At 39.9% G+C, this 20,024-nt stretch carries 18 protein-coding genes; 8 read left to right on the forward strand and 10 right to left on the reverse strand.

Features of this window, described 5'->3' with window-relative positions; all coding sequences use genetic code 11:
* Positions 1–9: 9 nt before the first annotated feature.
* Positions 10–3,084, reverse strand: a complete 3,075-nt coding sequence (locus ACOI22_RS12775; RefSeq protein ID WP_420672503.1) for a chemotaxis protein CheB — start codon at positions 3,082–3,084, stop codon at positions 10–12.
* Positions 3,085–3,270: 186 nt separating this feature from the next.
* On the opposite strand from ACOI22_RS12775, the gene ACOI22_RS12780 reads away from it, so the two are divergent.
* The 3 genes from ACOI22_RS12780 (at position 3,271) to ACOI22_RS12790 (ending at position 6,968) form a co-directional block, all read left to right on the forward strand.
* Complete coding sequence (locus tag ACOI22_RS12780; RefSeq protein ID WP_420672504.1) at positions 3,271–5,988, forward strand: EAL domain-containing protein; 2,718 nt, start codon at positions 3,271–3,273, stop codon at positions 5,986–5,988.
* Between the two features lie 9 nt (positions 5,989–5,997).
* Entirely contained in the window at positions 5,998–6,390 is a 393-nt protein-coding gene (locus ACOI22_RS12785) for an MAPEG family protein (RefSeq protein ID WP_420672505.1), read from the forward strand.
* 398 nt (positions 6,391–6,788) lie between these two features.
* On the forward strand, positions 6,789–6,968 hold the full coding sequence (locus tag ACOI22_RS12790; RefSeq protein ID WP_420672506.1) for a hypothetical protein: 180 nt from the start codon (positions 6,789–6,791) through the stop codon (positions 6,966–6,968).
* Positions 6,969–6,996: 28 nt separating this feature from the next.
* Here ACOI22_RS12790 and ACOI22_RS12795 read toward each other — a convergent pair whose 3' ends face one another.
* Positions 6,997–8,178 (reverse strand): murein hydrolase activator EnvC family protein, encoded by a 1,182-nt coding sequence (locus tag ACOI22_RS12795; RefSeq protein ID WP_420672507.1) that lies wholly within the window; start codon positions 8,176–8,178, stop codon positions 6,997–6,999.
* Positions 8,179–8,188: 10 nt separating this feature from the next.
* On the reverse strand, positions 8,189–9,718 hold the full coding sequence (gpmI, locus tag ACOI22_RS12800; RefSeq protein ID WP_420672508.1) for a 2,3-bisphosphoglycerate-independent phosphoglycerate mutase: 1,530 nt from the start codon (positions 9,716–9,718) through the stop codon (positions 8,189–8,191).
* Between the two features lie 204 nt (positions 9,719–9,922).
* On the opposite strand from gpmI, the gene ACOI22_RS12805 reads away from it, so the two are divergent.
* The 4 genes from ACOI22_RS12805 (at position 9,923) to gpsA (ending at position 12,319) form a co-directional block, all read left to right on the forward strand.
* The gene (locus ACOI22_RS12805; RefSeq protein ID WP_420672509.1) at positions 9,923–10,348 is read left to right on the forward strand and encodes a rhodanese-like domain-containing protein; all 426 of its coding nucleotides are present in this window, start codon (positions 9,923–9,925) and stop codon (positions 10,346–10,348) included.
* A 67-nt stretch (positions 10,349–10,415) separates the two neighbouring features.
* The gene (grxC, locus tag ACOI22_RS12810) at positions 10,416–10,673 is read left to right on the forward strand and encodes a glutaredoxin 3 (RefSeq protein ID WP_420672510.1); all 258 of its coding nucleotides are present in this window, start codon (positions 10,416–10,418) and stop codon (positions 10,671–10,673) included.
* A gap of 115 nt (positions 10,674–10,788) precedes the next feature.
* A complete protein-coding gene (gene secB, locus ACOI22_RS12815; protein ID WP_420672511.1) occupies positions 10,789–11,286 on the forward strand; it encodes a protein-export chaperone SecB in 498 nt (165 codons plus the stop codon).
* Between the two features lie 28 nt (positions 11,287–11,314).
* Positions 11,315–12,319: an NAD(P)H-dependent glycerol-3-phosphate dehydrogenase gene (gpsA, locus tag ACOI22_RS12820; protein WP_420672512.1), complete on the forward strand. Its 1,005-nt coding sequence runs from the start codon at positions 11,315–11,317 to the stop codon at positions 12,317–12,319.
* Between the two features lie 26 nt (positions 12,320–12,345).
* Here the strand turns inward: gpsA and trmL are convergent, their stop codons facing one another.
* Genes trmL through ACOI22_RS12840 form a run of 4 tightly spaced genes read right to left on the reverse strand, consistent with a single transcriptional unit; the run spans position 12,346 to position 15,962 of the window.
* Positions 12,346–12,810, reverse strand: a complete 465-nt coding sequence (gene trmL / locus ACOI22_RS12825; RefSeq protein WP_420672513.1) for a tRNA (uridine(34)/cytosine(34)/5-carboxymethylaminomethyluridine(34)-2'-O)-methyltransferase TrmL — start codon at positions 12,808–12,810, stop codon at positions 12,346–12,348.
* Between the two features lie 56 nt (positions 12,811–12,866).
* Positions 12,867–13,850 (reverse strand): alpha/beta fold hydrolase, encoded by a 984-nt coding sequence (locus tag ACOI22_RS12830; RefSeq protein ID WP_420672514.1) that lies wholly within the window; start codon positions 13,848–13,850, stop codon positions 12,867–12,869.
* Positions 13,851–13,860: 10 nt separating this feature from the next.
* A complete protein-coding gene (locus tag ACOI22_RS12835) occupies positions 13,861–15,270 on the reverse strand; it encodes an ATP-binding protein (RefSeq protein ID WP_420672515.1) in 1,410 nt (469 codons plus the stop codon).
* A gap of 2 nt (positions 15,271–15,272) precedes the next feature.
* Positions 15,273–15,962, reverse strand: coding sequence for a response regulator (locus ACOI22_RS12840; protein WP_420672516.1), 690 nt, complete (start codon positions 15,960–15,962; stop codon positions 15,273–15,275).
* 266 nt (positions 15,963–16,228) lie between these two features.
* Between ACOI22_RS12840 and ACOI22_RS12845 the strand changes: the two genes are divergently transcribed.
* Positions 16,229–17,035 carry a Spy/CpxP family protein refolding chaperone gene (locus ACOI22_RS12845; RefSeq protein ID WP_420672517.1) on the forward strand — a complete coding sequence of 269 codons (807 nt, stop codon included), beginning with the start codon at positions 16,229–16,231 and terminating at the stop codon, positions 17,033–17,035.
* A 118-nt stretch (positions 17,036–17,153) separates the two neighbouring features.
* Here the strand turns inward: ACOI22_RS12845 and ACOI22_RS12850 are convergent, their stop codons facing one another.
* The 3 genes from ACOI22_RS12850 to ACOI22_RS12860 are packed head-to-tail and all read right to left on the reverse strand — an operon-like array spanning position 17,154 to position 19,683.
* Complete coding sequence (locus ACOI22_RS12850) at positions 17,154–17,600, reverse strand: GyrI-like domain-containing protein (RefSeq protein ID WP_420672518.1); 447 nt, start codon at positions 17,598–17,600, stop codon at positions 17,154–17,156.
* An 18-nt stretch (positions 17,601–17,618) separates the two neighbouring features.
* A complete protein-coding gene (locus ACOI22_RS12855) occupies positions 17,619–18,179 on the reverse strand; it encodes a DUF6436 domain-containing protein (RefSeq protein WP_420672519.1) in 561 nt (186 codons plus the stop codon).
* A 10-nt stretch (positions 18,180–18,189) separates the two neighbouring features.
* Positions 18,190–19,683: a methyl-accepting chemotaxis protein gene (locus tag ACOI22_RS12860; protein WP_420672520.1), complete on the reverse strand. Its 1,494-nt coding sequence runs from the start codon at positions 19,681–19,683 to the stop codon at positions 18,190–18,192.
* Positions 19,684–20,024 lie beyond the last annotated feature (341 nt).

Raw genomic sequence — 20,024 nt, forward strand, 5'->3', positions numbered from 1 at the left:
CACGATATTTTATTTCCCTTCAATAGTATTAGACTCATTTTCAATCAGTTCCTCAATATGCAAGTCAATTTGGTGACGGCGAATAGCGTAGCGGATACTTCTATCTAAAAGAGCTGGAGAAAGTTCATCTTTGTCGATTAAATCAAGTGCACCATGTGATAGCAATAATGGCGTTAACTCATCTGATTTATCCCCTGTTATCACTATGACAGGAACAACAATTTCTTTGTGGGTCAAACCATCAATCAGGTTTAAAGCGGTTTCATCCTTAAGATAATAATCGCAAATACAGATATCAATATCGTTCTTTCTAATAAGCGAGAATGCTTGTTTTACATTACTGCACTTAAAAATGTTAATTTGATACTCATTAATTTGTGACAGTTGGCTTTCAAGTAATTCTAGGTACGCCGCACTATCATCTAAAATAATCACATTTAATTGCTGTGTAAAAGGCTTTGTATCTAAAATTTCTAGCGCATTGTTTATACTTGAGCGTAATTGCTTATAAGCAACGACCATCCCTAGTTCCATATAGCGAACTCTAGAAATATCTAAAAACGTAATAGCAACGCCTTTAGAGCGCGACACATCACTATAGTTGTATGAGTTTATTGAAATACGTAAAAGTTTTTTGTCTTTTAACGTAATCTCCTTCTCAATAGACTTTGTAGTACTAAGCACAGTGGCAACATCAACTAACATGGTGTCATATTCAATATTATTTGAAATATGGTGAAGTGGCCTACTTATATCCGCTTCTTGCAAATTTATGTATGTTTTAACGGCTTCGGTGTATCGGCGAATAAGTAATTTATCATCAACAAATATGATGCCTATTTTTGACAAACCAAGTACTTCGTCTAAGTCACCATTTGCCTGTGAAATTTGTACAATTTTTTCTTGATATTCAGAGTTAACGGTATATAACTCTTCGTTGACTGACTGTAACTCTTCATTGGTACTTTGGAGTTCTTCATTGGCCGACATTAACTCTTCATTGGCCGATTGCAACTCCTCGTTAGTCGTCTCTAACTCTTCTACCGTAACTTGTAAGTGCTCTTTGTTATACTTCAGTTCAAGCTCTAAGTCAGCAATTCTTTGACGAGCTTGCTCACTTACGTCAAATTTTTCAGACGAATTTTTGATGCCTTTTGAGTCTGACTTAACAGTATCAAATAACACCCAATAATAACCGGGAGAACTCACTAGATCATGTTCTTTAATGTATCTAGCACGTAGGTCGAAGTTGACGAGATCTTCTCTACCTTGTGTTGTCATGCCTGTATAGCAAACTTCCTCGCCACTATATTTAGCCCGCTGTAATGCCGACGATACCGCTATACTAATATCTTCGTTGACCATGTCCTTTATTAAGGTACTAATTCGACCAGGCGGTAAACGCCTCACATAAGGCGTTGTATCACCGTATACATGTATAGCTTGATACTCATCGTTAAGTAGGATGCAAGGTGCCACAAACTCACTGATTAAAGCATCATTAACAAAACCCAAGCCTCCAACGGAATTGCTGTTACCTTTATAACTTTTCATCAAATCAGAAACTGATGGCATCGAATGATTGTCTTTGCGACTAGCTTTTGGTGAATCAGAAGTCGAAGAACTGAGTGGTAACTTAACATCTCCAGTTTTCATAAATATTTTTTGTCGCTCGTTCACCGCGTTAAAATGAACCGACAAATCGCCTAAATTTTCAGACGATCCTAAAAACAAATACCCCAGCTTATTTAGGGCAAAATGAAATGAAGATAGCACTCGCTGCTGCGCATTTGGCTTAAGATAAATCAATGCATTTCTACAGGACACAAAATCAATATTTGAAAACGGCGGGTCAATAAGCATGTTGTGGGTTGCAAAAACAACACTATGGCGAATCTTTTGAGAAACTTGATACCCACCCGTATTCACTTTAACAAAGTGGCGTTTTAATAAATTAGAGTTTATGTCGTTTTCTATGTCTGCACTGTAAAATCCCGCACTCGCTTCAGCAATAGCATCTGCATTAACGTCAGTCGCAAACACTTTTACTTCTTGCTCTATACCTTGCTTGCGAATTTCTTCTTCAAACATTATGGCAATAGAATATGCCTCTTCTCCAGACGAGCACGCCGCCACCCAAGCGCGAATTACTTTTTGAGAAGATGATTCGCTAACAATTTTGGGAATTACGAAGTCCTTTAAATACGTAAAAGCTTCAGTATCGCGAAAGAATCGAGTCACACCAATAAGCAACTCTTTGCCTAATACCTCTACTTCGTATGAGTCTTTAAAAAGCAAAGTAAGGTAATCTTGAAGCGAGGTGAGCTGCTTAATTGTCATACGCCGTTCAATACGACGCGTAATGGTAGCTGCCTTATATTTAGAGAAATCAATATCACTTTTAAGACGCAAAATATCGAATATTTCGGCCATTAAATCTTGAGTGACTAAATTACTATCCGATGTAATTTCGGTTTGACCACTCACTAGTGGATGCTGAATATATGAAGCTAGTTGTTTGCCCATTTCTTCGGGGCGCAAGATTAAATCCACTATACCCGTGTTGATTGCACTATTTGGCATGCCATCAAATTTAGCACTATCAGGCTCTTGAGCAATCACTAATGCGCCTGCTTCCTTTAGGGCTTTTAGGCCACGCGTACCGTCCGAACCGGTTCCTGACAGTATAATCCCAATCGCTCTATGTTGTTGATCTTCAGCGAGCGACCTAAAAAACACATCAATAGGTAAACTTAAGCCCGTTTCAGGAATTTTATCAGTAAGGATTAATTCACCTTGGGCAACAATCATACTCTTTTTAGGAGGTAGCAAATAAATAGTATTGCGCTTTGTGAGCACTCCATCAGTTACGTTTTCAATTTGCATTTGTGTATGTTTACTCAGTAATTCAAGCATCATACTTTTAAAGTCAGGTGACAAATGTTGGACAATCACAAAGCAAGCGCCTGTATCAACAGGTAAGTTCTGTAGGAGGGTTTGCAGAGCTTCGAGTCCGCCTGCGGAAGCACCAATTCCTATATAGTGACTGGGTATACCAACATCTTTATCTTCTGACTTGTCCATATTATATTTCTATTTTTTGAAAGGGCTTAAAATATATGCTTGAGTGTAACGTATTTATGATAGTTGTAGTTAAATTTTATATATAGGCTTGTAAAAAGACGCCTGTTAGTACAAAGTAATCGCTGTGGTGGAATTTTATACAATAATTGAATTCCAAAATTATGTTCGCGTAACGGAAAACTGCCTATGAGCAAAGCAAGCGCTGAAAACGTTAATAAAACGGAATATCTTGATCCAGATATCAGTGAAATTGGCGCAGATCGACGGCAAGATAAATCAACGCGAAATGCTATTGAAAAAATCCAGGACAGGTTATTTGATCCTGGGTCTTTTGATCAAATTTTTAATATATTAATCCATTATTTGAGTGAAACCACTAAAAGCGCACACGGCATTTGTTTTTTATCTGACGACAAAGGACTTTCGCCTTTATCTGAAAATCAATTCCTCTACGAAATTTACCATGGCGAAACTCCCCCATTTATCGATCAATCCGTTCTTGGAACTTGGATTAAGGAAAAATCGCTTCTTAACAATATTGTTTATTATAACTCCCCTATTCCTAAAGGAACACGAGCATTAATAAAGGGCAATGTTGATATTAAGTCCTTAATGATCATACCGATATTACTTCATACGAAGCTACGAGCAATTTGTGTTTTAGCAAAACCTCAAAAAGCCTATGATGCTTCAATGATGAATCAGCTTAAACCTATTTTAGGCGCCGTTAGTTGCACGCTACAAAGCGTAGAATCAGTAAAAGGCAACTTCTCTGGTTTAGATGCAAAAATTGCTGATAATGAATATTTGAGTAAGTTAATATCATCATCCCCCATTGGCGTAGTGGTGGTTAGTCACGACCACACTATTTTTATGAGTAACCCAGCCGCACAAGACATCTTCGATCCTCAATCTGTAAATATCAATGAAGATGAAAAGCATTCTTTGTCTGGAATCAAGATCACATCGTTTTTTCCGAACTTTGAACGCTTCTTTCAATGGTCAAATCAAAAAGACAAAATGGGGCTAAATAGCGATACTCACGCACCAAAAGTATGGGAAAATCACTTAGCATATAGAAAAGATGGCACACCTTGCTTGTTAAACCTTAGCCTGTTTCGACACAGCCATGCGGGGCAACGATATACAACGCTTCAAATCCAAGATATAACATTTATTCAAGAACAAGCAGATGAATTTAAACGTACTTCACAGCAGCTTAACGCGCTAACTCAGCTAGCGCCAGTGGGTATTATTCATGTTGACGTTGCATGGAATTGTGTATTTGCCAATGAGAAATGGTCTGAGTTTTCCGGCCTAAGCCCTCAAGACAGCACACACCACAACTGGATCAATGCATTTCATCCTGATGATATCAATGGTTTGCTACATGAACTTCGAAAGAGCATGGAATTAGGAACTGATTACTTCCAAGAGCTTCGCTTGGTAACACCGTCAGGTAAAACAAAATGGATTGATTTAAGTGTACGTATACTATTTGACGAAGATGACAAAATTGATGGTTTTTTGGGAACTTGCCACGACGTCACCGAGCGATATATCAATCAGGAGAAACTTCGCCATATTGCTGAGTACGATAATTTGACGGGCCTAGCCAATAGAATGCTATTTTTAGATAGGTTGCAACAATCGTTTTTTCGGTCACAAAGAGATCAATCCATAATTACAGTCTTCTTTTTAGACCTTGACGGATTCAAAGATGTAAACGATACCCTAGGACACGATGTGGGTGACATGTTATTGCAAAAAGTGTCTGAAAGGTTGCTAAACACTTTAAGGAAAAATGATACTGTTGCGCGCTTTGGCGGTGACGAATTTGTTGTTATGTTGGGGCACGATGACCACATGACTGAAGTGATAGTAGTAGCCGAGAAAGTAATAGAGTGCATAGCCAAACCTTATTTAGTCGAAAACCACGAAATATTTATCACTACAAGTTTAGGTATTGCACAAGGTAGCAATAAAAATTCAAATCCTGACATTATCTTAAAAAACGCTGACTTTGCGCTATACAATGCTAAAAAAGAAGGTAAAAACAAGTATCAGGTATTTAATAAAGCATTAGAAATTGGAACGCAACAGCGAGTTAAACTTCTTAACGATCTTCGCACTGGATTGTCACGAAACAGATTCGAATTATATTTCGAACCTATATGCGACGGCTTAACGCAGCGAATAATCGGTTTTGAAGCTTTACTGAGGTTCAAAAACAAAGAAGATCAAATAGTTCAGCCTGATGACTTTATCCCCCTTTTAGAAGAGAGTAATTTAATTGTAGACGTTGGCAAGTGGGTTATTAACGAAGCGTGTAAACATCTAGCGAACTGGCAAGATAATAAGGGCTTCCCCACAAATGGTTTTGTTTCATTCAATGTGTCGGGTAAACAAATGCTAGATCCAGATTTAATTCCCCACATTTCTCAAGCCTGTAAAAGTCACAAAGTAGAACCAAAACGCCTAGTAATGGAAATGACTGAGTCTGTCATTATTAATAAAACCTGGAAAGTAATTAACGTTCTTAATAAGCTCAGGCAATTAGGCCTAAGATTAGCACTTGACGATTTCGGTACAGGCTATAGTTCATTAAGTTACCTGCAGAATATGCCGTTTAACATTTTGAAAATAGACAAATCGTTTATAGACGACTGGAACAAGGACAGCAAAGGGAGCAAAGATACGAAAATCGTAAAAGCAATTATTGCCCTTGCCAATTCGTTAGAGCTGAAAATAATTGCCGAAGGTGTTGAAAATCAACATGCACTTGAACAAGTGATTTTATTAGGCGCTCATCTATTTCAGGGGTACTATGTGAGTAAGCCTCTTAGCAGCGAAGATGTATTAGATTTTATGCTGCAATACAATTCAAGAACCACCACACAATAGGAATTAATAATGCCACTAGCCATCACTGGTTTATACGCAAGTTTATTAGCTTTAGTATTTTTTGTACTTACCATTGGCGTGGTTAAGCAAAGAAGAGCTAATGCCGTTAGCCTAGGAGATGGCACCGTAGACGAACTACAAAAAGCTATCAGAGCACACGGTAATTTTATTGAATATGTTCCCATATGTTTAATATTACTCGCTATAGCTGAACTCAATACAAATTTGGTGGCATTGTTACATGTCGCTGGAGCCGTTTTATTAGCAGGGCGTTTACTGCACGCTTACGGAATAGTTAAATCCAGTGGCGCAAGCAAACCCCGCATATATGGTATGTTATGCACATTTCTTGTAATGCTCGTTTTATCTTTATGGAATTTGTTTAGCATCATATTTTGGTAATTTCTGAGTAAGAACAAGCGCATATAAAATGCGCTTGTTCTTCATCCCTAATTTATCCTCTGAATTAACACAATTTAATCATAATTTGTTGATATTACCCCTCACGCAAATCCATATTTTGCCGAAACAATATTACCTTTCATAAAACCGTTGGTGTTGCTATCAGTTCTGTAATTACCCATCGTCCAATTGCTTCTTCAGATGAATTTTCTGACGCCAATACAATTCGTTGTGCTGCGCGTATAAAGAAATTATCACACCCCAAGCAATTATCTTACGCACGAGAAAACGATAAAGTTATTCATATAAATCATGACCATAGTGTATCGGTCGAATTAGAAAGTCTTAATATAGGGGATATTAGTAGTGAATATTCTGTGGTTGAGGCTCTTATAGACGTGGACTCTCGCCAAGAGCTTAATAGAGTAAGCAAGGCTCTTGAAGAAGCCATGGAAAACAAGTGGTATGTGATATTTGATGTGACCTATTTATGCATATCAGATGAGGGTGCTATTCTGTTTGGCTGTACTGCCACTATTACAGGCCAAACTGAAAAGGATTTGTTCTCGCTGCGCTAGTACAACTAAGCAGTACAAGGTCAAACAATTAAGTACGCGTTAGCCACTTACTCGGGTTTAACGCTTTACCTTTATGTCTAATTTCAAAGTACAAACTTGCTCTACTTTGTCCTCCGCTTGTACCCGCTAAGCTTATCGATTCACCCGCTAAAACTTTATCACCCACGTTCTTTAGTAACGCTTGGTTCCGTCCATATACGGTCATATATCCTTTACCATGATCCACAATGGTTACCAAACCAAAACCTTTGAGCCAATCAGAGTAAAGTACTACGCCATCGGCTACCGCTTTAACGGAAGTACCAGAGCGTGTATCTATTACTATTCCCTTCCAGCGCACCTGTCCTTGCCTGCGCTTACCAAACAAACGCTGTACTGTCCCGCCAGTAGGTATCATTAACTTGCCTTCGAGTGCGGCTAAGCCACTCAATTGAATATCACTTCGATTGGCTTTCTCGCGAGCCACTTTCGCAGCTAATTCAGCGGCCTCAATAGCAGCAAGTAAATCATTTTCTTGTTGCTGTAACTGACTCACTCTAGCTTGATCACTTTTTATCTGTTTTTCTAATTTTTTAAGTGAAGCAAAACGCGATTGTTGTTGATCACGTAGCCTAGATGATTGAGAAGACTGTTGAGCTAGCAACTGCGCTAATTGTGTTTCCTGACTCGCCAATTTCGAACTAACCGCTTCTAAACTGCTAATTAGCTCACGAAAGTTACTAATTTCAGCTTGCCTAGCTTTGTTTAAATACTGATAGTAAGTCAGCACGCGCTCAAACTTACCTGCCTGATTTTGGTTAAAGACCATTTTAGCAAAATCATAGTCACCCGCCATATAAGCGCTTTTGATTTGCGCGGCCAAAGCACTTTGTTGCTTTGTAATATTCTGTGCTATTTGTTTTTTCTGTGCGTGTAATTGCGTGAGTTCTGCTCGAGTGTTATCAAGCTTTGTATCTGTTTGATTGAGCAAAGTCGCTGTTTGCGCAATTTGCAGCTCGGCAAGCTTTAACTCTTCTTGAAGGCGATCTGAATCCGCTAGCTTCTTTTTTAATTGATTTTGGGTTTGTTCTATTAAGGACTTAATGGTTGCCAATTCTTTGGTTTCAGATTGGGCAAGCACCAAGTTAGGAATTAGGCACACAAACACACTAAAGCAAAACGCCTTTAGTGTGTTTGAACACGCTTTATTCACCAACTTGGTGTACTTCATGTTTATCGCTTTATTTTACGGTAACGATCGGCTTTCCGGTCATTTCTTTAGGTTGCTCCATACCCATAAGATGAAGCATTGTAGGCGCAACGTCACTTAAAGTGCCGCCACTACGAACGCTTGCCTCACGCCCATAATAAATAAACGGAACGGGCTCGCTGGTATGCGCGGTATGCGCAACACCGGTGCTAGCATCTTGCATTTTCTCCGCATTGCCGTGATCTGCCGTAATTAAGCATTCACCGCCATTTTTTTCCAGTGACTCAATAATTCTGCCAATACATGCATCTACCGCTTCACATGCTTTTACTGCCGCATCAAATTTGCCGGTGTGACCTACCATATCACCATTAGGGAAATTACAAATAATAACGTCATATTTTCCCCCTTCAATAGATTCTATAATCGCATCAGTTAACTTTTCTGAATTCATTTCTGGCTGTAAATCATAGGTAGCTACATCAGGAGATGGAATTAAAATGCGTTCTTCGCCTTTGTATTCGTCTTCTTTGCCGCCACTATAGAAAAACGTTACGTGGGCAAATTTTTCAGTTTCTGAAATACGAAGCTGAGTTTTATCGTTTTTAGATAACCATTCACCCATCACGTTTATTAATGGCTCAGTTGGATAACCAACGGGCGCTTTTAAACTAGTTTCAAATTCAGTTAACATCACAAAGTTAATTGCAGGACGAGCTTTTCTTTCAAAGCCACTGAAATCGTCAGTAATTAGCGCATGTGACAATTCACGTGCTCGGTCAGCTCTGAAGTTCATGAACAACACAGCATCGCCGTCTTGCATGCCTGCAAAGTCGCCAATTACGGTTGGCTTCACAAATTCATCAGTTTGTTCACGGGCGTAGCTATCTTCCACCGCTTGACTTGCACTATCTGCGGTAAATTCGCCTTTAGCGCTTACTAATACATCATAGGCGAGTGTTACGCGGTCCCATCTGTTATCACGGTCCATCGCGTAATAGCGCCCTACTAAACTGCCAATTTGTGCGCCGCTATATTGAGCGCATGCTTCTTCTGTTTGTTTTACGTAATTTATTGCGCTTTGTGGAGGCGTGTCACGACCATCTAAAAAGCCGTGCACATAGATTTTTTTAGCGCCTTTACTGTGCGCTAATTTCACTGCTGCCAAAATATGGTCAATATGAGAATGCACACCACCATCAGACAACAAGCCCATAATATGTACAGCTTTATCATTATTGACTGCGTTTTCAATGGCGGTAACTAATGCTTCGTTGTCATTAAAGCTACCATCTTCAATAGATTTCGTGATTTTGGTGAAATCTTGATAAACCACGCGTCCAGCACCTAAATTTACATGGCCTACTTCTGAGTTGCCCATTTGACCTGGCGGTAAGCCTACATCTAAGCCTGACCCTGAAATTAATGTGCTAGCATACTCAGCGCTTAGTCTATCTAAGTTGGGCGTATTGGCGGCCGCAACTGCATTATTTTCGGTTTCTTCACGATATCCCCAGCCGTCAAGGATAAAAAGGGCTAAGGTTTTCTTTTTGCTTGTCATAATGTTCCTATATGCTGAATGTTAAACAGTTAAACTCAGATTGTAGAATGCTCATGTATCTAATTTACCAGTAAAAGCGCTGAGCATAAACACACTTAGCGCAATAATGTATAGCCAATTAATACTAATAGTGTCATTTTTGCCGTGTTTATATATAATTCCCCGCTTTAAAGCGTTAATTAAAATTAAGTGAGATACAAATAAATGGATCAACTCATCGAGTTTGCTAGCAATAATCTTATTTTGTCAGGCCTATGGGCTGCTTTAGTGATCATGTTGATTTATTCCTTCATAGCGCCCGCTATTTCAGGAACGAAGCGAGTAGATAACCATCAAGCAACGCAATTAATCAATAAAGAAGATGCAATTGTGCTTGATATTCGTGCGCAAAAAGACTTTAAAGCCGGTCATATCATTGGCTCAAGACAGCTAAAACCTGAAGAAATTCGCGAAGGTAACTTTTCTAAGCTTGAAAAAGACAAAGATAAACCCATTATTGTTGTATGCGCAATGGGAAATACCGCTGCTGGTACTGCTAATAAAATGGCAAAACAAGGCTTTACAAACGTAAACGTGTTAAGTGGCGGTATAAATGCATGGCAAGGCGCAAGTTTGCCATTAAATAAATAAATAATTTGTAAATATTATAGGCCCAATACAGTCTGTTGAATGTTTGCTAAACAAAAGAGAGTGTAATATGCAAAAAATAGATATTTATACCAAAGGTTACTGCCCTTATTGCAAGCGAGCGAAAAGCTTACTTGAAGCAAAAGGTGCTGCTTACAATGATATTGAAATTGACAAGCAACCAGAATTACGTGATTCAATGATTGCACGCGCCAATGGCGGCTCAACCGTGCCGCAAATTTTCATTGGTGATACTCATGTAGGCGGATGCGATGATTTATTCGCACTTGAAGCCAATGGTAAATTAGACGCTTTATTAGCAGGCTAAGCACTTTTATAGCGCGCAGCTAAGTAAGCAATTTATAAGTGACGCAACATGCATCACTTTCTCAATTCACTGGCGTAAATTACGCCTTAAAAAAAGAAGTAAATAGGAAACACTCATGGCTGACGAAGCATTAAACCAAGCTGCACCACAACAAGAAATACAATTCAACATGCAGCGCATTTACACAAAAGATATTTCATTTGAAACGCCAAATTCTCCAGCCGTGTTCCAAAAAGAATGGAAGCCTGAAATTAAGTTAGATATTGATACTCGCACAGCCGAATTAAGTGAAGGCGTTTACGAAGTTACTTTATCAGTAACGGTAACGGCAACTAATGAAGGCCAAACCGGCTTTTTATGTGAAGTACAGCAAGCCGGCATTTTTGCCATTGGCGAAATGCCAGATAACAATAAAGCGCATATGCTGGGTTCTTACTGCCCTAATTTATTGTTTCCCTATGCTCGCGAAACGGTTTCTAATTTAGTAAACAGAGGCACTTTTCCTCCACTAAACTTAGCACCAGTAAACTTTGATGCTATTTTTGCAGCTTACGTACAAAAGCGCCAAGCAGAGCAAAACCCAAGTGACGAAGCGCCTAAGTTAGACGCTTAATAATCTATTTACAAAAGGCTGATTGCTCATGAGTTTGTCTACTACCACAACGGTAATTGGTGCGGGTTCATATGGTACGGCCTTAGCCTTTTGTTTATCTAGAAATAATTACCCTACCTTTTTATGGGGCAGAAATAGCGATGCTGTTGAGCTTATGCAAACTCAGCGCGTTAACCATAAATATTTAGGTGACTTTACCTTTCCTGAACAGCTACAGGCTGTAACAAATCTTAAGCACGCCATTAAACAGAGCACCTACATTCTTATTGTAGTGCCCAGCCATGCCTTTGCCGACACTGTAATAGCTATTGCGCCTATGATTGAAGCCCACCATCAAGTTATATGGGCTAGTAAAGGGCTAGAACCTGGTACCGGTGATTTATTAGAAAATGTGGCAGAGCAACATTTACCTGAGGGTACGCCGCTGGCGGTATTATCAGGGCCCACTTTCGCTGCGGAAATGGCAGCTGGGCTTCCCACCGCTATTACATTGTCGAGTAAGAATGCGCATCTTAATCAAACATTCGGTGCACTACTGCATGACTCTCAGCGTTTCCGCGTATACATGAATAACGATATGACTGGCGTACAATTAGGAGGCGCTGTTAAGAACGTTATTGCGATTGGGGCAGGCCTAGCTGATGGTTTAGGTTTTGGAGCAAACGCAAGAACAGCACTTATTACTCGCGGCTTAGTCGAAATGAAACGTTTAGGTTTAGCTCTTGGCGCCCAAAGTGATACGTTTATGGGGATGGCCTGTTTAGGAGATTTAGTGCTCACTTGCACTGACAATCAATCAAGAAATAGGCGTTTTGGTTTAGCGCTAGGCCAAGGTATGAGTGTAGACGCAGCCATTGAAAGTATAGGCCAAGTAGTAGAGGGCTATAGAAATACTGACGAAGTACATATTCTGGCGAACAAACAGGGCATTGAAATGCCCATTTGTGAACAGCTTTACGCCGTGTTATACGAAGGTAAGTCAGCGAAAGATGCTGCGTTAACGCTACTAGGGCGTGAACAAACCAGTGAATAACGGGGTGACCCCGCTGCTTTCAGATCCTATTTTGCTTCAGGAAAATCGAGTTGACGCCACGACTCATAAACAAACACCGCAACCGCATTTGATAAATTCATACTTCGGCTATTGGCTGTCATAGGAATACGTACTCGGCATTCAGCAGGTAACGATTCTATAAGCTCGTTAGGCAAGCCTCGCGTTTCTGGCCCAAATAATAAGGCGTCACCAGCTTCGTAGTTTACTTGGTGGTAATAAGCGGTGCCTTTTGTAGTGCATGCAAATATGCGTTTAGGCTGGCGCGCATCAATATAACTTTGCAGGTTAGGATAGCGCTGCGTGTTGGCAAACTCATGATAATCAAGCCCCGCACGGCGAACTTTTTTTTCATCCCAGTCAAATCCTAAAGGTTCAATTAGGTGTAAACTGTATCCGGTATTAGCGCATAAGCGAATAATATTGCCGGTATTCGGGGGGATTTCAGGTTCAAACAAAACCACGTCTAACATGCTGATACTCTTTGGATATTAATGCACATGAGTATAACAGTGATTAAGGTGAGTAGTTAAGGCTTAGCGAAAAAATCTAATATCGTGCTAAGCGCTTGATGCTTTGCTGGGTCTTTTTCAAAAAGGATTTCATGCTTGGCTTTAGGAATAACAACACACTTAGCTTGAGGCATAGACTCCACTGTTTTAGACATTTTTTTGTTATCAACTATTTGCTCTTCTTCCGCTTGTAATACCAACACTGGCATCATTAAGTGCTTGGCTATAATACGGGCAGATTGCATGGCGTTTATGGCTGCAGTCAACCATGTGAAGGTTATTCCCCCCAACTGCGCTTCAGGGCTTTGCGCCATCGTTTTGCGAAAACTCGCATAGCGAATTTCACTGTTCGTTAATTGATTGGTAATAAACGGGTACGGCTTATAATCACCTTGCCCCCAGAAGTAACGAGGCGTTTTACCTAGTAATCGATACACAGTACCAGCACTCTTCGCAATAGCTTTCACTAGAACTTCTGGTAAGGGTAAATTAATACCTAACATTGGCGCACTAAAACACACTTTTTTAAACAGCGTTGCGTTAGCTTGCAAAAAATGTACGCCGATTGCGCTGCCCATAGAGTGGCAAAGCAAGTATAAATCTGAATCAAGTGCCTGCTTGTGTAGTTGGGGTATCAACACATTTTCAATACATGCGGTAGCATCAGTGATGTAATCATCAAAACTTTCAATATATCCCATATGCGGGTTCGCTAACGCTCGAGATGAGCCACCCTGTCCTCGGTGGTCAAGCGCAAATACGCTATAGCCATTTTGGAATAGTTCAAATAGCAGTTCCTCATATTTGACAATAGCTTCTGCACGTCCCGGGAAAATCACAATACAGCCCTTAGGTGCTTCATGTAGCGCAATGCAGTAATGTAAAGTAACGCTAGGCGAGCATATCCAATGTCCGTATTCTAAAGATGAATCTAAGAAGCGTAAATAAGCTGGATCTTTCGGCTCAAGTACATCGTTTTGTGAGTGAAAATAATATGTCATAAGAATGAAATTAGCGTATCAGCTTAGCTGTAGTTAATGGGAAGTTTAGCGCTATTTTAAGGCCACCCATAGCAGATTCATACACATCAATTTGCCCCTGGTGTAGTTCTACTGCGGCTTTTGCAATCGCCAAACCTAGGCCAGTCCCCTGTACTTCATTTCCAGAAGGCGCGCGATAAAAAGGTTCAAAAATCTGCTTGGCTTGCTCAAGTGGTAAGCCTTCACCGTTATCTTCAATAACAATGCTCAGTATGCTGTGGGCATTTTTTTCATTCTGCTCCATGTTTATTTGCACGGTACTTTCACAAAACTTAATTGCATTGCGCGTCACATTTTCAATCGCGCTTACAAAGCTTGCTTTATTGAGCATAAGTGTAAGTTCAGGGCATTCGTTGATTATAAGTTGCTTGCCCGAGGCTTTTGCCTCAAATATTAAGTCATCAAACATGGGGGTTAAAATATCACTTAATAAGCAACTTTGTTTTTGCGATAAGCTATGTTGGAGTTGGCTATCCATTTTGGCCAATTGTAAAGACTGGCCAATCAGACTATCCATAACACCAATTTCTTTTTCAATTCGTGCTCCGTAAGGGTTATTTTCGTTGCCTTCAGGGTTCAACATAGCCAGTGCTAATTGCATTCTTGTTAATGGCGTTCTTAATTCGTGGGATACGTTTGCCATTAAGTCTTTTTGTTGGCGCAAGCTCAACGCTAAGTTGCTTGCCATTTTATAAATATCTTCATGAAGTTGGCCAAGTTCGTCTTTTCTTTTCGCTAAATGAGGGTCAGGCTCTTGTGAGTAGCCGGTGGCAAAATCATTGCTAAGCTCTTGTAAGCGTTTAATCGGCTTAACAATTGTAAACGCAATGCCCACACAGGCCAGTGTGCCTAGTACTAAAAATACTACCAAGGCAGAGCCTAAAACCATAAATGGACGTTGCTGGTGGCGCAGTAGGCGCCCTGAAAACAAATACAAGGGTTTACCATTTGCGCTTACTGCTATCGGACCAATAAACTCCATGTTCTTTGTGCGTATTACTAACGGTTCGCTCGCATTGACTAAATCAATGAACTTACTAGTTTGACTTAGCATGGGGCGTGGAAAGCCTAAAAATAAGTGCTTATTTTCAGGATCTATTAGTAAAAGCTGCGCCCGGGTACGCGCGCCAACTCTGCGCAGAGCCCTTTCAAAATCTGTATTTTTGTTTAATAGCTTTTGAACGTTCGCAGCAGTGCTTTGCAAATCAGCAAGGTGCGCGTCGGTTGTCGCACTTAGCTCCCAGGTGTCCCCTAAAAAGCGTGCTACAGTGAACGCTCCAATCACCATTACACTTACCGCTAACCAAAACCATAAGAATATACGCCCAAATAAAGAGTGCTGTGGATTAATACGACGCAAGCTTCGAAACAATTTATTCATTATTAATCCGTTTCATGCTGCATAAGATACCCACTACCACGAATGGTTTTAATCACATCGGCTACACCATTGTTCGCGAGTTTTTTACGGACATTACTCACATGCATATCTAAGCTTCTATCAAATGCACTTAATTTTCTGCCAAGTACTTTCTCAGAAAGTACTTCTTTGCTTTGTAAGTTACCTACATTTTTCATTAAATACGCTAACAATAAAAATTCTGTCGACGTCATTTCAATTGTATTACCGTTGGCAATCACGGCCTGGTTCGCTTCATTAATATCAACGCCATGTAAGCTCACCTTTTGTGGTTGATTAAACGCTGTGCTGGGGTTTAGTCGGCGAATTAACGCCTTAATTCGAGCGACTAATTCACGTTGATTAAATGGCTTAGGTAAATAATCATCTGCGCCTAATTCTAGGCCTAGAATTTTATCGAAGTCATCACCCTTTGCCGTTAACATGATTACAGGAATAGAAGAGAAGGTACGAATGCGCTTTAACGCTTCAAAGCCATCTATTTCAGGCATCATTACATCTAGCAATAACAGATCGTGCGGGACTTTATTAATTAGCTCAATACCTTCTAAGGGGTTGTTGGCTACACGCACATCAAACCCTTGTTGGCTCAAGTAGTCACTGAGCAATTCAGTTAATCCTTTGTCATCATCAATAATTAATAGTTTGTTCATAAGCGCCATAGGTGTAATAAATAAAACAATGAAAGCATTTAGTGCTTGAATCAGCGTATAGAAAGAACCGCCATAAATACATAGCCACGCTAGTTAAGGCACAATTGTATAAACTTGTTTCGTGAATATCACGGGCTTTACACAAGCTTTACACTCTCATGGCGTTACTTTGCATTGTATTGGTTATTATACTTCCATCAACTAGCAAGAACGAATGTACCACAAACGGTGATACATCATAGACTAACAACCCAAGAGGAAATGTTATGAAAAAACAAATTTCAGCAATAATCGCTATCGCCTGCTTTAGTCTAGCAACTATTCCTGCAGCTATGGCAAAACATGATCATCAAGGCCAGCGTGGTGAATTACGTATTTTTAAAGGACTTGATTTAAGTTCACAGCAAAAGCAAGACATCAAAACACTTATGAAGCAAACCCGTTCTGACAATAGCGTATTTGCTGCAGAGCGCGAAACATTTCGTGCACAACTTGATGTGTTAATGAGTATGCCTACTTGGGACGCTACATTAGCGACGCAGCTTATTAAGCAACAAATGGTGTCTAAACAGCAAGTGCAATTGAATAAAGTAAAATCAAAACATGCTGCCTTTTTATTGCTAAGTAATGAGCAGCAAGCTGAGCTGTTAGAAAAAATGGCTGACAAAAAAGACCGAAAAGCAAAGAAAGATAAAAAGGGCAAGAAAGATAAAAAGCGTGGCAAAAACAAACGCATGGCCAAGCGCTTAGATTTAAGCGATGAACAAAAAGAAGCGATTAAGGCCATTAAAGCGGCAAGCAAAGCGCAGTTTGAACTTGTTCGCGCTGACATGAAAAACTACAAAGACGCAGAAGACGCGCTTGTTTTATCCGAATCATTTGATGAGGCGGCATGGATAAGCCTGAATGATAGCCACGCTGATACATTTATGGCAGCTCAATTAGCTAAGATGAAAGCAAAATATGACGAATATAATGTGTTAAGCGCAGAGCAAAAGTTAAAACTTGCAGAGATGCGTGAAAAAATGAAAGAAAAAATGAAAGAAAAACGTGAGAAAGCCGGTTCTGTATAGGCAGGTTTTATAAATGTGATACCCCTCCCTAAAGATATTTTGTCGTAAATATCATCTTATAACCGCTCATTTTTGTGAGCGGTTTTTTTATGCCTGCTACCGATTGCTTTTTCGCCTATTACTTTATTGCAATATGCACTTCAATTTGATTGCCATTGGCATAATACTCAAAATCAATATTATACAATCGTTGGTGAGGGCAATCGTCACGGGTGAAGTGCTCCCAAACTTTAGTCCATGCATCAATTGCAATTTGTGGCATATCACCCCGTTCAACAAACACTAAATACTTTCCATCGGGGATCGTAATTTCTTCTAGCGTTATATCACTGGGAAATGATGCCCCATCGAAGCCAGCGAGCACGTTGAACATTCCAGCATGATCAGACTCATAGTTATAATATACACCGTAAACACGCTCACCACCTTGATAATCAACAGGTACGCGCGCATCAAATAATTGCCAAAGGTCAGGAATTTTACCATGAGGGCTCATTTCAGCTGTATTGTTGGTACGTGCAGAAATACCATGCACTGTTTGCTTCGAAACGTTTCTTACTTCCATTTATCTATTCCCTTTGGCTTATGTTGCGCAATAGCATCCACGTGCATCAGTATCAATAACCGGGTTAATAAAGTCCTGATTACTTTTAGGCAAATTTAACCAGCGCTCAAGTTGCGTGTCAATTTCCCCTGTTTTACCAAAACATCCACTGCCTCTAGAGTACGGCCCCATATAAATTAACTTATTACTTGCATCAAATGCAACCACTGCGGGGGTTGAAGGAAGATATTTCGAAACAGTAGCGGAATCTAGCGCATCTACATTTAAATAGTGCGTGGTAAATGCGTGTTCACCAGCCCAAATATCAAGCTTTTTTTGATGTGGCTCAGCTAACCACTCGCAATAACATTCTCCTTGAACAATGTGAAATACTTTGCCCTCCTTGTTTGTAGCACTGCTATTGGTGCTAAGCTGCGCATAAAGCTCAGATTCAAATGAAGCGTCCATAATAGCGCTAGACAGCGCCATTTTGGGGTCAAATTCGGTTTTATTGACTAGTCCGTATTGCACAATTAACACCGAACATAAAACGAACCAAACGGTGAGTATGCCTATCCCAACTTTATGTGGTAAGTTCATCTTAATTGCTTCACAAGCTAAAGTACCTAAGCTGCTCTGATAACTTGTTTGATAACACGTTTAAAGCCCTCACGTCTTTTTGTAAGTAGCTCACCTGTTCTTTTTCGTTTGAGAATAAAACGTTTAGGTGTTCGGTTGATTCACTCACTGATTTTGAAAGTTCAGCTTGCTGTGTGGTAGAACTAGCCATATTAGTTACGTCTGTATTTACTTGCTCAATACTTGCAAGTACATCTAGCATGTTGCTCGTAGCAGTTTCTGACGAACACACCGCTAACTCCACTACATCAACGCAGTTATTCATATTGGTGACTGAGTTGTCGGCACTTTCGGTTAATAGCGCTGTAATTCTCTCTATTTCTTCCGCACTTTCTTTAGATTTAATGGCTAAGTTTCTAACCTCGTCAGATACCACCGCGAACCCTCTGCCATGCTCACCAGCACGCGCTGATTCTATTGCTGCATTAAGAGCTAATAAATTGGTCTGCTCTGCAATTGATTTAATACCTTGCATCACTTCTGAAATATTTTGGCATTTAAAGCTTAAATCACTTATTGCACTAGATGAAGTCTGTAAAACACTTTTAAGTTGCGCAATATTGGTTCGGCTATCTTCTATAGATACTTGCGTGTCCTCAGTACTTGTTTTTGCTTTTTCTGAAATTGCATTTGCATTCAATGACAGCTCAACAACGCCATCTATTTTTTGTACAATATTGTGCATCGACTCTGATATTGAGCTTACCTGTTGATTCTGCTCTTCTACCGAACTGTCTAAGTCTTCTGATGACTTTTCTACCTTTCCAGCCACAACTGCCAACTGTTCGGCAACCGCATTTGATTGTTCAACTAATGATTTAACTGCCAATAACATATTGCGCAATTGCTTCAATTCATGATCCTTTGGAATATTCTGCTCAGCTAAGTCTATTGTGCCGTTTTCTTGAATAATACTGCGCACTGAACGGTTGAGTTCGGATGCAACTTTATGTTCGCGCGCTGAACCTTTAACCATGGCGGCTAACACTGCGCACTCAATAACGGCAAAAGCAGCATGTATAACTAGTATCATGATAGATAAACGCTCTTGCTCAAACACAAAAAGGCTACCATTCATTGATTGGGAAACAAAGCCTAAAATGTGGTGAACGGCAACAACAACCGTTGCGGTTACAATAATCTTCCAATCTCTAAAAAATATAAGAAATGCCAACATAACAAACACTTGAAAATGCATTTCGGTCATTCCCATTGTTTGCTGAATGTGCAAGGCAGCCATTAATTGAGTTGCAATCGCAACCGCATGGCGGCTTAAGGCGGAACTAGGCTGAGTAAAGCCTAGAAAAATAGGGACAGATATGATTAATACGCCTAAGCCAGCCCCCATAAAGAGGCTATCACTCAACAGGCCTATGAGAATAGCAAGCGCTAGTTGAGCTAATAGTACAACACTAAATACCTTGTGGGTTTTCGCGCTTTCATCTTTCTCACGTAATAACTGCATGGTTATATTTTCTCTCCAATCGAAAATGTTCTTCTACAATTCAATCGGCCGCTCATCCATATAACTTAACCGTTTTTTCTTAAAATAGAATAGCTCAAAATAAAAGTGAATATAAATACATTTTTATTGCATATTTATCTCATTTTGTTATCCTTTCGCAAATATTGAAATAACATTGCTCACTTGCAAACATACAACACAGGAAATATTGGTGATTTCTCATTTTTTTCATAGACGTAAAAACGATTCTCCCTCAACCCGCTATTTTTTGACCTGCCGACGATAATCGTTAGTAAGTAAATGTAAAATAGCACTTTGTGCGCATGGTATGATGTATATTT

This window comes from Glaciecola sp. 2405UD65-10 (assembly GCF_048820975.1).
Lineage (GTDB): Bacteria > Pseudomonadota > Gammaproteobacteria > Enterobacterales > Alteromonadaceae > Glaciecola.